Raw genomic sequence first — 13,451 nt, 5'->3', positions numbered from 1 at the left:
CGTTCGCCCAGCTCAAAGTATGGAAGATCCTGCGCAAGCTCCGTTGCTGCCCGGACAAGACCACCCGCCTGGTGAAGGCGATCAGCGTACTCCAGGACTACGAGCGTAAAGCCGTGGCGGCAGGATGAAAAAGGTTCAGTGGACACTGCCGGGCGGCGGAATGCACCACGGCGAGGACCCGATCGCAACAACCATTCGCGAGGTCGCCGAGGAAACCGGTTACACCGTCGAACCTGTCAGACTCCTCGGCATCGACTCGATCAACCACCAATACCCGCGCCCACACGGCGAATTCGCGGACTTCCATGGCCTCAGAATCGTCTACGAAGGCCGCGTCACCGGAGGCGAACTCCGCAACGAAACCGACGGCTCAACCGACCTCGCCGCCTGGCATCTGCTCGACGAGGTCGCGCACCTCGACCGAGTCGACCTCGTCGACATCGGAATTGAGCTGTGGCGCACCAAACCAGCCCTCGGCCGCGCCCGCGACTAGCTCCCTGATCGGCTGCCACCCGGCCCTCCGGCCGCAATACTGGCCTCATGGCGACAGTCGTGGCATTCCACGCCCACCCCGACGACGAGATCATCCTGACCGGCGGCACGCTGGCGAAACTTGCGCACGCCGGCCACCGCACCGTCATCGTGGTTGCCACCGACGGCCATGTGGAACAGTTCGAGGGCGCCCTGGCACCACGGCTGCACGAATTACACTGCAGCGCTAAGGTTCTCGGCGTGAGCAGGGTGGAACACCTCGGCTACGCCGATAGCGGACACGGTTCGATCCTGTACCCGGATCCACCCGGCCGAACCCGATTCGTCCGAGCCTCCGTCGACGAGGCCGCCGAACGCCTGGCGACGATCCTCGCGCAGGAACGCGCTGACATCCTGCTGAGCTACGACCGCAATGGCGGATACGGCCACCGCGACCACGTTCGTGTCCACGAGGTCGGCGCCCTGGCGGCGAAAAAGGCAGGCGTCCCTCGGGTACTCGACGCGACGATCCCACGAGAACTGTTCGCGAGACTGACCCGACCAGCACGCTGGCTCGGCTATGACACCACCGAGATCAGCAACGGTTTCACCGCCCGCGCGAACATCACCCACCGCATCGACGTCGGAGCGTACGCATCGCAACGCATGAACGCACTGGCCCAACACCGATCCGTCCTCGAAGGCGGTGGTCGCTTCGCGCGAATCGCAGGTGTCCTGCGCCGAATTCCGACACCTGTTCAGGCTCGGATCCTGCGGTGGGACTGGTTCGCCGAGGACGGTTTCCAATCCCCGGCCGCGGGCCCGGCCGACGACATCTTCACGCAACCAACCGCACCGACAGCCCGCTGAGATTCACCGGGCGCTATCGGCTGAAGAAACGATATCGCTGTCACCAGCAAGAGTTCAGCGGCGGAATCTGAGCCTCGAGGTTTCGTGGACAGTGGGAGAGCCACTGACTGGGCCAGAACAAGGGGGCGTCAGCCCCCACATCTTCCGAGGACCGTGCGCGAACGAGATCAAAGCCGGGTGCAGGCGTGCTCGCCATCGAACGAGCCAGCGCTTCCGGTGCCGGTGGGGAGGTTGCGGGTGGCGTCTGCGTATGCCTCCGCTGGAGTCGCCCCTTTACCGAAGCCCACGATCGGGAACCCTGCGACGATCGCGAGCGGGCTCGTCACGACGGCACCGCAGCCGTTCGCGAACGTCACCACCATCCGGCAGTCGATGATGCCTTGACCCTTGCACGCTTGGTCGGCGGCCCGAACGGCGTCGGCTTCCGTCGGGTGGTTGACCGAAAACGCGTAGACATTGCCCCACACGCTGAGGGAGACGGCGCCCCATTTGACCGGGTCGGCGGCGGCGGGCGGTGCCGCGAGCACGGCAGCGGCGCTCACCGACAGCGCGGCGACCGCAATGGACTTGTTGAACATGTGGTGTGTGCTTCCTCTGCGCGCCGATCAGGGTGCGGCGATCGCATGGAAGATACCGCAGCGCATGGACGCGAGGTCGCCCCAAAAACCTTGGGGTCACGGCAAACAGCGGGGCAGTCGCGAGAAGCGCGGTTCTCGTATCGTGTTGAGGCACAAACATGGTGGCCGGGCCACCGGGGCCCGGCCACTGAAGAGTCAGCTCGCTGAAAGAGGTTGCGAGCGTTCGATATCGGTCACCTCGCGTTCATTTCTGGTCGCAATCATCCCCGTCGCTGGCTCAGGCGTTGATCACCTGGGGTTCGCGTTCGTGGGCGATCTCGATCTTGCGAGGTTTGGCCTTTTCCGCGACCGGGATGGCAAGGCGCAGTACACCATTGCGGTAGTCGGCGCGGATGCGGTCGGTGTCGAGGCTTTCGCCGAGGAACAGTTGGCGGCTGAAGACACCGCGTGGGCGTTCCGCGGCGATCATGGATCGATCGGAGTCGATCGCGGGGCGCGAGGCGCGCACGGTCACCACATTGCGTTCGATGTCCAGGTCCAGTGATTCGGGGTCGATTCCGGGCAGGTCGAATTCGACGACGAACTCCTCGCCGTCGCGCCAGGCATCCATCGGCATCGCCGTCGGCCGTGCTGCTGTGCCGAACGCCTGCTGAGTCCAGCGGTCCAGATCACGGAACGGATCGGTTCGCATCAACATGGTCGCCACCTCCAACTACTCCATTCTCGGTAGGTTCTTCATCAGATAACCTCTGTCATCTGACATAGATATTATTTAGCACTCGACCTAGGTGAGTGCAAGTGCCGGAAACAAGTAATCTTGTAGACAGACGAAGGAATCGAGGACACGGATGGCCGCCCCGCACGACAACACACCATCGGCCGCCCAGGGCGTGTACGCGATCTCCGTGGCCGCGGAACTGGCAGGCATCGGCGTCCAGACCCTGCGCCTGTACGAGCAGCACGGCCTGATCGCGCCCGCCCGCAGCGCAGGCGGCACCCGCCGCTACAGCGGCGACGACCTGCACCGCCTGCACCGCATCACCACCCTCACCGACGAAGGCGTCAACCTCACCGCGGTAGCCCGCATCCTCGAACTCGAGGACGTCGTGGCGTCGCTGCGCGCGGAACGCGATCGCCTGCGCGCGAAACGAAAGTAGCCGGATTCGATTGCCTTGCTGCGCAATCGAATCCGGCCACCGGTGTGAATCTTGGTTAAGCGCTGCCACTTTCGATGAGGTCGAGGATCGGGTTGGATGCGGTGACCTCGACTCGACCGTTGTAGACCTCGATGCCGTGCGGGTTGTCGAAGCACTGCGCACCCTCGGCGACCTGCAAGACCACGACGACGTGATGGCTGCCGGGTGCGACACCGGTGATGACGAACTCCGGGTTGGGGGCCTGGGCGAGCGGCTTCTGAAGCTGACCGTCGATCAGGGCGTACGCGCTCCAGCACGGGTAGTCGGATTCCGCCGACACGGTGATCTTCCCTGGACCCCCGGTGACACGCGCGGCATCGGCGGCGGCAGCGGTGCCGGGGACTGCCAGCATCATCATCGCGGCAGCGAAACCTGTTGCCGCACTGGCGATCTTGAATTTTGTCATACACATGCTTAACACAACGAACATCTTCTGTGAAGACGTGACAATTGAGGGCTCGTACCAGCCGTCAATCGGTGAACATGAACGTTCTCGACGGGTCACTAGGGTCGTGAGAGACGTTAGGGGACAACCATGTTCGCGTATATGGCGCGTCGGCACGCGACGGTTCGGCGGTATCGGATGGCAGGTATCGCCGCGGCTTTGATGCTCGGTGTTGCAGCTTGCGAGCAGCCCGCTGACGAGAGCGCGTCGGGCGACAGCACTGCGGTTCTGCAGCGGGATCTGGACGCGATCACCGCGCTCGGCGTCAGTGGTGCGCAGGCGCGAGCGGTGGACGAGGCGGGTCGTAGCTCGGTGGCCGTGAGCGGGGTGGCGCAGGTCGGGACGGAGAAACCGGTGCCCGACGACGGGTATTTCCGGATTGCCAGTGCGACCAAGCCGATCGTTGCGACCGTGGTTCTGCAGCTGGTGGGCGAGGGGAAGTTGTCGCTGGAGGACAGCGTGGACAAGCATCTACCTGCGGTGGTCACCGGGGGCAACAAGATCACGGTTCGCCACTTGCTGCAGAACACCAGCGGGTTGCTCGACGACTATCCGGGCTTCGACTCCGAACAGCAGTATCTCGAGCACCGGTTCGACGCCTACTCGCGCGAGGAGTTGATCGAGCGGACGATGGCGGTAGCTCCCGCTTTCGCGCCCGGCGAAGGGTGGGCGTATTCGAATACGAACTTCCTGCTCGCCGAGTCGATCATCGAGAAGGTCACCGGCAACAACTGGCAGGCCGAGGCCGATCGGCGAATCTTCCAGGCACTGGACATGCGAAATTCGGTGTGGCCGAAGGGAAAAACCACCCTGCCCGACCCGCACGCCCGCGCCTACTCGGTGTTCGCGGGCACCACCGCCTTCGTCGACACCACCGAAATCCTCGACGGCACAGAGAATTTGATCTCCACCACCGCCGACATGAACACCTTCTACCGCGCGCTGCTGGGCGGCACACTGCTGCGCCCTGCCGAGCTGGACGAGATGAAGAAGACGGTCGAGGTCTCCGAGGAGATCGAAATGCTGTGGCCCGGTGGGCAATACGGCTTGGGTTTGGTGAAACGCCCGCTCCCCTGCGGCGGTGAGTACTGGGGACACGGTGGCGGCGATGCCGGATTCATCACCAGCGACGGCGTCACCGCAGACGGGAAACGCAGCGTCGTGGTCTCGCAGACCTCAGCCCTGCAGGAGAAGATGCTCGACCAGGAAGTGCGGGCGAGCGAGCTGGTCGGTCACGCGCTGTGCGGCGCGTGACCGCTCCGGACAACCGGAGCGATCACGCCGCGCGTCAGTGCTGGCACATCCATTCGGTGCCGTAATGCCCGGCATTGCCACCTTCGAGATGGACCCAGCGGCCGTCGCCTTCGCAGGGTGCGCCCGCGACCGGCGCGGAATCCGCCGGGGTGGAGGTCGGGGTGACGACGGGGGCGGGGGTGGTCGGCTCGGGGGTGCCCGCGCCATGGTTCGGGTTGGTGCAGATCGAGCCCTCGCACGGCACCCAGGTGCCGTTGCCGTTGGGATTCGGGATCGCGTCGGGGCCGACGTAGCTGCCGGCCGGGCAGCCCGGATCCTGATTCTTCGCGCAGTACTCCGCGCCCAGGTTGTTGCCGGTCGAGCCGTCGGCGCCACGCTGCTCGGTGGTGGGCTGCGGCGCAGCGGTGGTGGTCGCGGCCGGCGCTGCGGTGGTGGTGGCGGTCGTGGTGCTGGGCTTCGGCGACGGCGTCGAGCTGTCGTTGGAACACGCCGCAGCACCCAACACCAGGGTTGCCCCCGCCAGGATGGTCAACGAACGCTTCATCAAGTTGCGCATGGAAACTCGGTCCTCTGCTCATGTCGAGACGATGCCGCACTCGACCACCACGATTAACTACCGCGTTGCCGATTGTCGACAAACGCCCGAACAGATTGAACCACCCCGAAGCCCCGCCGGATGACATATCCGGCGGAAATCACATTTGTGCTGTTCCAGCCATCATCGCCGACCCCCACCTCCTGGCCGCCACCCGCATCAGCCAGTTAGCAGGTTGATTGCGCCAGTACTTGTCAGTGCCCTGGCGCACACTGTGCTCATGGCATACGACGAGGAGCTGGCCGAGCGGGTCAGAGAGTTCGTGTTCTCGTGCGGCGATCTCGCCGAGAAGAAGATGTTCGGCGGCCTCGCCTTCCTGATCGGCGGCAATATGGCCGTTGCCGCCAGCAGGAAGGGCGGGCTGCTGGTGCGCGTCGATCCCGCGGACAGCGCGGCGCTCATCGACGGTGAGGCGGTCGTTCCGATGGTGATGGGCGGGCGTGAAATGCACGGCTGGCTCTACGTCGCCCCCGAACTCGTCGAGGACGTCACCGCCCTACAGGAATGGGTCGCCCGCGGCGTCGACTTCGCCGCCGCACTCCCCCGAAAACGGTAGTGCTCAGTCGAGCTTAGTCGCGGTGATCTGCGTCAACAGACACAACCACCGCCCGTCCCGACGGGTGAACACGTCGGTGGTCCACTCATCGGCATCGAACCGAACCCCTTGATAGTGGGCAACATTGGTCGCCCGCGTAGTCAACAACGCCAGCTCCCCGTGATACCGAATCCGAGCCTGCCCCACCCGCTGCATCGCCGAATGCGTGAGATCCCCCGACCGAACGAACGACAAGAACCGCTCCCCCGTGGTCACCCCGTTCTCGGACACCATCACCCACTCGTCCGCCATGAACGACCCGATCCGATCAGCGTCATTGGCCACAATGGCCACCTGCCACTCATCGAGCACAGCCAAGAGTTCGTCATCAACCGACCGCTCGCCGGAAATCCGTGTTGTTGTCATAACCCCACGCTATGACCGCTCACCGTCGCCGTCTTGGACGATTGGAACCGCGGCATCGGTCTCCGGTAGGCGGTCGGCTCCCCAGCTGCGGCGGATGTAGCCCATCACGCGTTCCAGTTCCTCCGGGTCCACGGCTGCGGATTCGCCGGGTTCGAGGGGGTCGAAGTGGAAGATGTAGAGGCGGGAGGCGAATTGTTCGAAGGGTAGCGATGCTTCGCCGAAGCGTTCGCCGTGGCCTGCGGTGCCTACTACGACGCCGTCGCCCCAGTCTTGGCCGCTGTCGTTGTTGGGGTTGTAGAAGTAGACCCGCATCTGTTGTTGGGGGTCCAGGCTCACGCGCAGGATGGTGATGGCGTGCCAGCCGACGAAGCGGGCGCCGCTGTCGGTGACGGCGATGCCGGCGGGTTGGGGGTGGATCACGGGCTGGTTGCCGTTGTAGAAGGGGTGGTAGCCGGCGTAGAAGTGGCGTTGGAATTGGTCGAGGTCGGTGAGGTGGCCGGTGGTGACGTCGACGTTGATGCGGAAGCCGCGGCCGGACCACCAGCCGTGGAATTCGGGGTTGATCCAGCGGTGTGGGTCGCCGTCGCGGCCGAGGCAGCGTCGGCCCATTTCCGCGTAGATGCGGTCCAGGTGCGGGACGACCAGCAGCGAGACCGGGTCCAGGTCGGTCTGCAAGGGGGCCGCGTCGCCGTCGGGACGGGAGGACAGGGGTTGGCCTTCGAAATGCATGACGATTTCGTCGTCGCGGGCGGCCCAGACCAGGGTTTGCAGCAGATAGTCGGGGTCGTTGTAGGCCCACATCGATAATGCTCGCGCGGATTGGCAGGTGGGATTGTCGCCCTGCCCGATGCCCAACGGCAGCCCGAGCACCGACAGCATTCCCGACAGCAGCCAGGCCCGCGCGTGCGGCGTCGGGCCGAACACCTGGGTCAATCGCTGCTGGGAATACGGTGAAAGTCGCAGCGCCAGTTGACGCCACAGCGCGGGCGCGACCGGCGGTTGATACAGGATGCCGCGTTCGAGCATCAGTGTGAGCCCGTAGACGCACTGCGCGGTTTCGACATGCACGGCCTGGTCGATCAGGGCGTGGACCAGCTCGTGATAGCACAGCAGACTGTCGCGCCCGGTGCTGGACAAGCCCATCGCCTCACCGAGCAGGTACTCACCTCGGCCGAGCAGAAAGCGAAGCAGCACAGCGTGATACGGCGACACCAGACCGGTGTCGTGCATGGACCGCGCGAATCCTGTTGCCTCGTACTGCAACGCGCTGTCGTCCATGGATTCCAGTCGCGCAGCGTAGATTTCGACGCCGGGATCTTCCCTGCACCCCTCGGTCGTACCGTAGAGACTGCTGATCAACCGATCCGCTCCAAGACTGCTGGCACCCAGATCGACATCGGGATTCGCCCGCGCGACAGCGATCTGGGTGATCATCCGCTTGACCGAATCGACCTGAATGGGCCGCTGCCGCAGAATCCGCCAGATCTCGTCGACCAGATTCTCGAGCACCTTCTCGTACCCGACCTCGGCGACCAGATGGTGCAGCAACTCCCGCGACACCTGCGCCATCCGCCCCTGCTGCGCCCGCTCGGCCTCGGACGGCGGGGTGAACAGCAGCGACAGATTGACCGCAAGTACTTGGGAGAGATGATCATTGGCGTGCTCGGCGGAGATCGAAGGATGCTCGTAGTCGCCTTTGGCAACCGCGAGCAACCGCAGATCGCTGACCGCCTCGACCACCACGGTGTCGGGATTGGCGCTGCGCAACGAGCCGGTGCTCAGCGCCGGGATGAGGATCTGCGGTGTCGCCCAATCGGTACCGAGGAACAGACCCGCCGTCTCCAACTGTTCGGCGCGGTCGCGCACGGCGGCGCACCCACCGGGCAGCAACAGCACCCGCCGCAGCGCGTCCAGCACCCTGGGCAGTTTCACCTGCTTGCCGAAATCGCCTGCGTCGGACAGGGATCGCGTGGCGTGGTCCAGCGTCGCGAGGCGCCTGTCCAGGGTGGTTCCGCTGCTGTGTTGGCTCAATCGCCGATCCTCCCCGTGCACGCTGATCAGATGTAGAAGTCGAGTTCTTCTTGTCGCTTCAACAGATCCCGCAGAGCGTACGGATCCTCGCCGAAGAAATAGAGCAGGCCCCAGTGGTTGCCGAATGCGGTGCGTTTGGTGACTTTCTCGGCCTGCGGTGCGGTGAGTTCGTGCGATTCGAAGTAATCGTGATCTTCGGTTTCCGCAGGCACCGACAGTTCACTGACCACCTGCTTGCGCGGATACACCCCGAAGCACCCCGCGTGACCGGTGGCGTCCACGACTTCCTTCGGGAAGAACGCGTCGATTTCCTCGTCGGTGGTTTTCGGGTCGAAAGCCAGCACCAGGGCGTGATAGGCGTTGAACCCGTAGGTTCGTTCCAGCAGTTCGAACACCTTGAAACCCGGTGGCCGGTAGGCGACCTCGCCGAAATACATCTCCCCGTCGCTGGTGACGAAGTATTCGGGGTGGATGAAACCGAATTCGATATCGAAGGTCTTGATCAGCTTCTCGACCTGGCGGGTGATCTCGGGCCGGTACTTCTCCAGTTCGGGCGTGGCGGGCACGAACACCGAGTAGCCCAGCCGCACGTACTCGGAGATGTTCAGGAAGCAGATCTTGCCGTTGTGCACCCAGGCCTCGACGGCGAACTCCCAACCGTCCAGGTGCGATTCCATCAGCATCGGGAACTCGTCGTCGGGGATCGAGTCGATCTCGTCGGGGGTCCGAATGATCCGATGGCCCAGGCAGCCTGCCTTGTCGAACGCCTTGAGGTGGATCGGATCGTTGGGATCACCGTCGAGCTTGAGCAGGGTTTGATTGACCCGCTTCAGGAAGCGGATCACGTCGTCGCGTTCGTGCGCCTCTTCGAAGATGCCGACCCGGATACCGCCCAGTTGCGCGCGTCGCTTCATCAACGACTTGTCGCGCAGCAGCATGGCTTGCCCGAGCAGGCGGGGATTGTCCAGCAGGACGGAATTGATCGCGCCCGCCCATTCGACGGTTTCCTCGAAGATCGGAATCGCGACGTCGACGCCCTTGTCCTTCAGGGTTTCCGCGATCTCCATCGAGCGATCGTTGAGCCGCTCGAAATTCCAGGGAATATAGGGAATGTCGTGCTCTACACAATAGGGTTCCGCCCACTCCGGGGCGACCACAATATACCTTCTGTCGAAACGATCGATCGCCTCGACAGCGTTCAGACTCCACCCCAGCAGGGCGACATAACCTTTGTTCGGGTTTCGACTTTTCGATTCGTCCGCGGAAATCGACAAACCTTATCCCTTCTCGATCCACAGCCCGAACAGGCTGCTACCACCGAGAAATACCCGAGGCGGCCGACACCAACCATGACAATGCTGTGACCGGCCGCCGGGGGTCTATGCCGCGGGGAGGTCGATCAGGTCCGCCAGGTTCGCGCGGTGACGGTAGCCGGTGCCGAAGGTGAGTTGGTCGCTCTTGGCTCGCTTCAGGTAAAGGTGCGCCGGATATTCCCAGGTCATGCCGATTCCGCCGTGGAGTTGGATGCATTCCTCGGCCATGTGGACGGCGATGTCGCTGCAGTATGACTGGGCCAGCGCGAGGGCGATGTCGGTGTCGGCGTCACCGCGGGCGTAGGTGTCGGCGGCGTAGCGGGCCACCGACGCGGCCGACCCCAGCTCGAGATACAGGTCCGCGAGGCGGTGTTTGATCGCCTGGTAGGAGCCGATGGCTCGGCCGAACTGCTTGCGCTGCTTCACATATGCCAGCGTGGTCTCGAAGCACCAGCGCGCGAGACCGTACTGTTCGGAGGCCAGCAGCACGGCGCCGCAGCGGATGGCTTCGGCGACCGCTTCGGCGCCGTTGGTTCCGACTCGCACCGAGGGCACCGCGGCGAACGACAGGTCGGCCAGCGGCCTTGTCATGTCCAAGGACGGAACCGCGGTCACGGTGATTCCGGCGGCGTCGCGGTCGACCACGTGCAGCTCGAGACCGTCAGGACCGTGCGCTGGAACCACCAGCAGGTCGGCTTCCAGCGCACCGGCGACACTGGTCACCACGCCCGTCAACACACCGTCGACGACCAGCACTTGCGTGGAGACCGCGCCGGGCGCTGTCGACAACGGAACCGCAAGTGCCGCAGTGCGATTGCCCTCGGCGAGTTCGCGAACCAGCGCGGTGTCACCCGCGCGAAGCAATGCCACCGTCGCCAACACCGCACTGGTGAGAAACGGCACCGGCGCCACGGCCCGCCCGATCTCCTCCATCACGACCGCGGCTTCCCGCGCACCGGCGCCCGCGCCACCGAGTTCCTCGGGCACCAGCAATCCGGCAACGCCCAGATCGCGAGCCAGTTCCGTCCACAACGGCGAAAAGTCGTGCGGTGCACCGTCATAGACACTGGTCACCGCAGCGGGCGGACACCGATCGGTGAGCAGTTTGCGGACGCTGTCGCGCAGCGCCTCTTCGGTATCGGAATAGGCGAAGTCGGCGGTGCTCATCGGGGCAGGTCCTTCCAGGCAATGTTCTTGTCGACGCGATGCTCCGGCGGCAGACCCAGCACCCGCTCGGCGATGACGTTGCGCAGGATCTCCGAGGTACCACCCTCGATCGAGTTACCTTTCGCGCGCAGGTAGCGGTAACCCGTTCCGCGACCGGTGAAGTCGGTGCGTTCGGGTCGACGCATCGTCCAATCGTCGTAGCGCAGACCGGATTCGGCGTGCAGTTCGATGTCGAAGCCCGAAAGTTGTTGTGCCAGGCGGGCAAAAGCTAGTTTCATCGCGGAACCTTCGGGCCCCGGCTGTCCGGCGGCCAACTGCTGACGCAACCGCATCCCCGTCAGCCGGGTGACCTCGGACTCCACCCACAGTTGCAGCAACTGGTCGTGCATGGCCGGATCACGCAGCTGCGGTTCGTCGCGCCAGGCCTGCGCCACCTTGCCGATCATGCCGCCCTCGCGCGGCGCACCGGAGCCGATCGCCACCCGTTCGTTGTTCAGCGTCGTGGTGGTCACCCGCCACCCCTCCCCCACGGCACCGAGTCGGTTCTCGTCCGGAATCCGCACCCCGGTGAGGAAGACCTCGTTGAACTCCGCTTCACCGGTGATCTGCCGCAGCGGACGAATATCGACACCGGGGTCGCTCATATTGCACAGAAAGTACGTCAGCCCAGCGTGTTTGGGCACCGACGGGTCGGTGCGCGCGACCAGGATCGCCAGCTGCGCGTTCTGCGCGCCCGACGTCCACACCTTCTGCCCGTCCACGATCCAGTCCGCGCCGTCGCGCACCGCCCGCGTGGCCACCGCCGCCAGATCCGATCCGGCACCGGGCTCACTGAACAGCTGGCAGTAGATGTGTTCACCGATGAACAACGGCCGCAGGAACTTTCGCTTCTGCTCCTCTGTGCCGAAGGCGGCGATGGTCGGCGCGGCCATGCCCAAGCCGATCCCGTTGCGCCCCGTCGCCGGGCCCGGCGCACCGGCCGCGGCCAGCGCCGCGTCGACGTCACCCTGATAGGTCTGCGCCAGCCCGAGCCCGCCGTGCCCCACCGGATAATGGACCCAGGCCAACCCCGCGTCGAACCGTGCGCCGAGAAACTCGGTCTCGTCGGCCGGGTCGTTGGCCGCGAGCAATGCCGCGATCCGCCTGGTCAGGTCGTCCTTGATGACGTCAGTCAACTCATCGCCCTCGAAATCCACTCTCGCAATGGGTGCAATCCCTACTGGGTATAGTTGAAGTCGGCGTCAATTTCAAGAGTTCGGGGACCGTCGAGCCTCCAGCTCACGCCGCATCTCGTCGATCTCGTCGCGCTCGGGAACATCCCCGCCACCATCGGGCATGAAGCGACCGCTGTCGCGCCACTGCACCGCGGCATCGAAGCCGTGCTCCTGCGCGAAGTCCACGAACCAGCGGCCCTCGGGCGAGTGCCGAGTGATGCCGTCGAAGAGGATGGCCATGTTCTGGGTGCTCTGCAGGCCCATGTTGTCGTAGGCCTGGTTGATCATCATCTTCTGCATGACCAGCTGGTTGGTCGGCACGCCCGACATCCGCCGCGCCAGGCGATCGACCGCGGCGTCGAGTTCGTCGGCGGGCACGGCGTCGATCACCAGTCCCCATCGCTCGGCCTTGATCCCGTCGATGGTGTCGCCGGTGAGCAGCATCCGCTTGGCCCGTTCCGCGCCCAGTCGATAGACCCACATCGCCGTGGTCGGACAGCCCCAGATTCGCGCGGGCATATAACCGATCCGCGCGTCCTGCGCCATCACGACCATGTCGCACGCCAAGGCGATGTCGGAACCACCGGCAACCGCGTACCCGTGCACCTTCGCGATCGTCGGCTTCGGCGAACGCCACAGCGACAGGAAGTAGTCGGTCACTATCTTCATTGCCCGGAAGTCCTTGATCGGATCCCACACGGGCCCTTGATGTCCCGCGCCACCCTCGGCGTAGATCTTCAGGTCGTAACCGGCGCAGAACGCCCGCCCGGCTCCCTGCAACACGATGACCCGAACCTCGTCATCGGCGTTCGCGTCGGCGACGGCTTCGCTGATCTCGCGCGCCATCTCGGCGGTGATCGCGTTCAGTCGGTCCGGGCGGTTCAAGGTGAGGTAGGCGATGCGATCACGCACCTCAGAGAAGACGGTATTGCCCTGGTACGCCATGGGATTCCCCCTGTATTCGCAGTGATGTGCGCCATGTTTCCACAGCCGGTCCCGACTCAGCGGCGCTTACGGCCGTCCTCGCACCGCACCGCTGAACTACCCTCATGCCATGCCCGAACCGCAGGCCCCGCCCCCGCCGCGCAACGGCATGGGGTTGGCAGCGCTGATCCTGGGCATCACCGCCTGCGTCTTCTCGTTCATTCCGTTTCTCAGCGAGTTCCTCGCCGCGCCCGCCGCTGTCGGCGCCGTGGCCGCGGCGTTCATCAGCTGGGACCGCATCGAGCACGGCAAGGCCACCAACCGCGCCGACACCATCGCGGGCGGGATCCTCGGCGCGCTGGCCCTCTCGGTGATCGTGCTCGTGTACTTGGCAACACACGGCAGCAACTCCGGGTAACAGGCGGCTCGCGC

15 protein-coding genes and 2 pseudogenes are annotated in these 13,451 nt (G+C 64.8%); 7 read left to right on the top strand and 10 right to left on the bottom strand.

Annotated features, from left to right (window positions below):
* From ACFWU5_RS26125 to ACFWU5_RS26115, 3 genes and pseudogenes are all read left to right on the top strand, one after another.
* Nucleotides 1–128, top strand: a pseudogene (locus tag ACFWU5_RS26125) (IS5/IS1182 family transposase); the annotation flags it as partial.
* Nucleotides 125–493 (top strand): NUDIX hydrolase, encoded by a 369-nt coding sequence (locus ACFWU5_RS26120; RefSeq protein ID WP_379269425.1) that lies wholly within the window; start codon nt 125–127, stop codon nt 491–493. The pseudogene ACFWU5_RS26125 and the gene ACFWU5_RS26120, both read left to right, overlap by 4 nt.
* Nucleotides 494–540: 47 nt before the next feature.
* Nucleotides 541–1,341, top strand: coding sequence for a PIG-L deacetylase family protein (locus tag ACFWU5_RS26115; RefSeq protein ID WP_379269423.1), 801 nt, complete (start codon nt 541–543; stop codon nt 1,339–1,341).
* A gap of 167 nt (nt 1,342–1,508) precedes the next feature.
* On the opposite strand, the gene ACFWU5_RS26110 is transcribed toward ACFWU5_RS26115, so the two are convergent.
* Together ACFWU5_RS26110 and ACFWU5_RS26105 are read right to left on the bottom strand one after the other, a co-directional pair.
* The gene (locus ACFWU5_RS26110) at nt 1,509–1,919 is read right to left on the bottom strand and encodes a DUF4189 domain-containing protein (RefSeq protein ID WP_379269421.1); all 411 of its coding nucleotides are present in this window, start codon (nt 1,917–1,919) and stop codon (nt 1,509–1,511) included.
* A 277-nt stretch (nt 1,920–2,196) separates the two neighbouring features.
* Nucleotides 2,197–2,616 (bottom strand): Hsp20/alpha crystallin family protein, encoded by a 420-nt coding sequence (locus ACFWU5_RS26105; RefSeq protein WP_379269419.1) that lies wholly within the window; start codon nt 2,614–2,616, stop codon nt 2,197–2,199.
* A 151-nt stretch (nt 2,617–2,767) separates the two neighbouring features.
* Here ACFWU5_RS26105 and ACFWU5_RS26100 point away from each other — a divergent pair, with 151 nt between their 5' ends.
* Nucleotides 2,768–3,076: a MerR family transcriptional regulator gene (locus ACFWU5_RS26100; protein ID WP_379269417.1), complete on the top strand. Its 309-nt coding sequence runs from the start codon at nt 2,768–2,770 to the stop codon at nt 3,074–3,076.
* Nucleotides 3,077–3,131: 55 nt separating this feature from the next.
* On the opposite strand, the gene ACFWU5_RS26095 is transcribed toward ACFWU5_RS26100, so the two are convergent.
* Nucleotides 3,132–3,521, bottom strand: a complete 390-nt coding sequence (locus tag ACFWU5_RS26095) for a hypothetical protein (protein ID WP_379244879.1) — start codon at nt 3,519–3,521, stop codon at nt 3,132–3,134.
* Between the two features lie 177 nt (nt 3,522–3,698).
* Between ACFWU5_RS26095 and ACFWU5_RS26090 the strand changes: the two genes are divergently transcribed.
* Entirely contained in the window at nt 3,699–4,814 is a 1,116-nt protein-coding gene (locus tag ACFWU5_RS26090) for a serine hydrolase domain-containing protein (RefSeq protein WP_379269415.1), read from the top strand.
* 34 nt (nt 4,815–4,848) lie between these two features.
* Here ACFWU5_RS26090 and ACFWU5_RS26085 read toward each other — a convergent pair.
* A pseudogene (locus ACFWU5_RS26085) lies at nt 4,849–5,190 on the bottom strand (hypothetical protein); the annotation flags it as partial.
* Between the two features lie 439 nt (nt 5,191–5,629).
* On the opposite strand from ACFWU5_RS26085, the gene ACFWU5_RS26080 reads away from it, so the two are divergent.
* Nucleotides 5,630–5,965 (top strand): TfoX/Sxy family protein, encoded by a 336-nt coding sequence (locus tag ACFWU5_RS26080; RefSeq protein ID WP_379269414.1) that lies wholly within the window; start codon nt 5,630–5,632, stop codon nt 5,963–5,965.
* Nucleotides 5,966–5,968: 3 nt separating this feature from the next.
* Here ACFWU5_RS26080 and ACFWU5_RS26075 read toward each other — a convergent pair whose 3' ends face one another.
* The 6 genes from ACFWU5_RS26075 to ACFWU5_RS26050 all read right to left on the bottom strand — a co-directional run bounded on the left by ACFWU5_RS26075 (nt 5,969) and on the right by ACFWU5_RS26050 (nt 13,040).
* On the bottom strand, nt 5,969–6,370 hold the full coding sequence (locus ACFWU5_RS26075; RefSeq protein ID WP_379269412.1) for a nuclear transport factor 2 family protein: 402 nt from the start codon (nt 6,368–6,370) through the stop codon (nt 5,969–5,971).
* Nucleotides 6,371–6,379: 9 nt separating this feature from the next.
* The gene (locus ACFWU5_RS26070; protein WP_379269410.1) at nt 6,380–8,401 is read right to left on the bottom strand and encodes a hypothetical protein; all 2,022 of its coding nucleotides are present in this window, start codon (nt 8,399–8,401) and stop codon (nt 6,380–6,382) included.
* A 26-nt stretch (nt 8,402–8,427) separates the two neighbouring features.
* On the bottom strand, nt 8,428–9,468 hold the full coding sequence (locus ACFWU5_RS26065) for an acetyl-CoA carboxylase biotin carboxylase subunit family protein (RefSeq protein WP_379269408.1): 1,041 nt from the start codon (nt 9,466–9,468) through the stop codon (nt 8,428–8,430).
* 312 nt (nt 9,469–9,780) lie between these two features.
* Nucleotides 9,781–10,881 (bottom strand): acyl-CoA dehydrogenase family protein, encoded by a 1,101-nt coding sequence (locus ACFWU5_RS26060; RefSeq protein ID WP_379269407.1) that lies wholly within the window; start codon nt 10,879–10,881, stop codon nt 9,781–9,783.
* Complete coding sequence (locus ACFWU5_RS26055) at nt 10,878–12,056, bottom strand: acyl-CoA dehydrogenase family protein (RefSeq protein WP_379269405.1); 1,179 nt, start codon at nt 12,054–12,056, stop codon at nt 10,878–10,880. The genes ACFWU5_RS26060 and ACFWU5_RS26055 overlap by 4 nt, the downstream gene beginning before the upstream one ends.
* 72 nt (nt 12,057–12,128) lie before the next feature.
* Entirely contained in the window at nt 12,129–13,040 is a 912-nt protein-coding gene (locus ACFWU5_RS26050; RefSeq protein ID WP_379269403.1) for a crotonase/enoyl-CoA hydratase family protein, read from the bottom strand.
* Between the two features lie 109 nt (nt 13,041–13,149).
* Between ACFWU5_RS26050 and ACFWU5_RS26045 the strand changes: the two genes are divergently transcribed.
* Nucleotides 13,150–13,437 (top strand): hypothetical protein, encoded by a 288-nt coding sequence (locus ACFWU5_RS26045; RefSeq protein WP_379269402.1) that lies wholly within the window; start codon nt 13,150–13,152, stop codon nt 13,435–13,437.
* Nucleotides 13,438–13,451: the final 14 nt, after the last annotated feature.

The organism is Nocardia sp. NPDC058640 (assembly GCF_042716995.1).
Taxonomy (GTDB): domain Bacteria; phylum Actinomycetota; class Actinomycetes; order Mycobacteriales; family Mycobacteriaceae; genus Nocardia.
The sequence above is the reverse complement of the archived record's forward strand: the minus strand, read 5'-3'. Positions and strand labels throughout refer to the sequence as shown.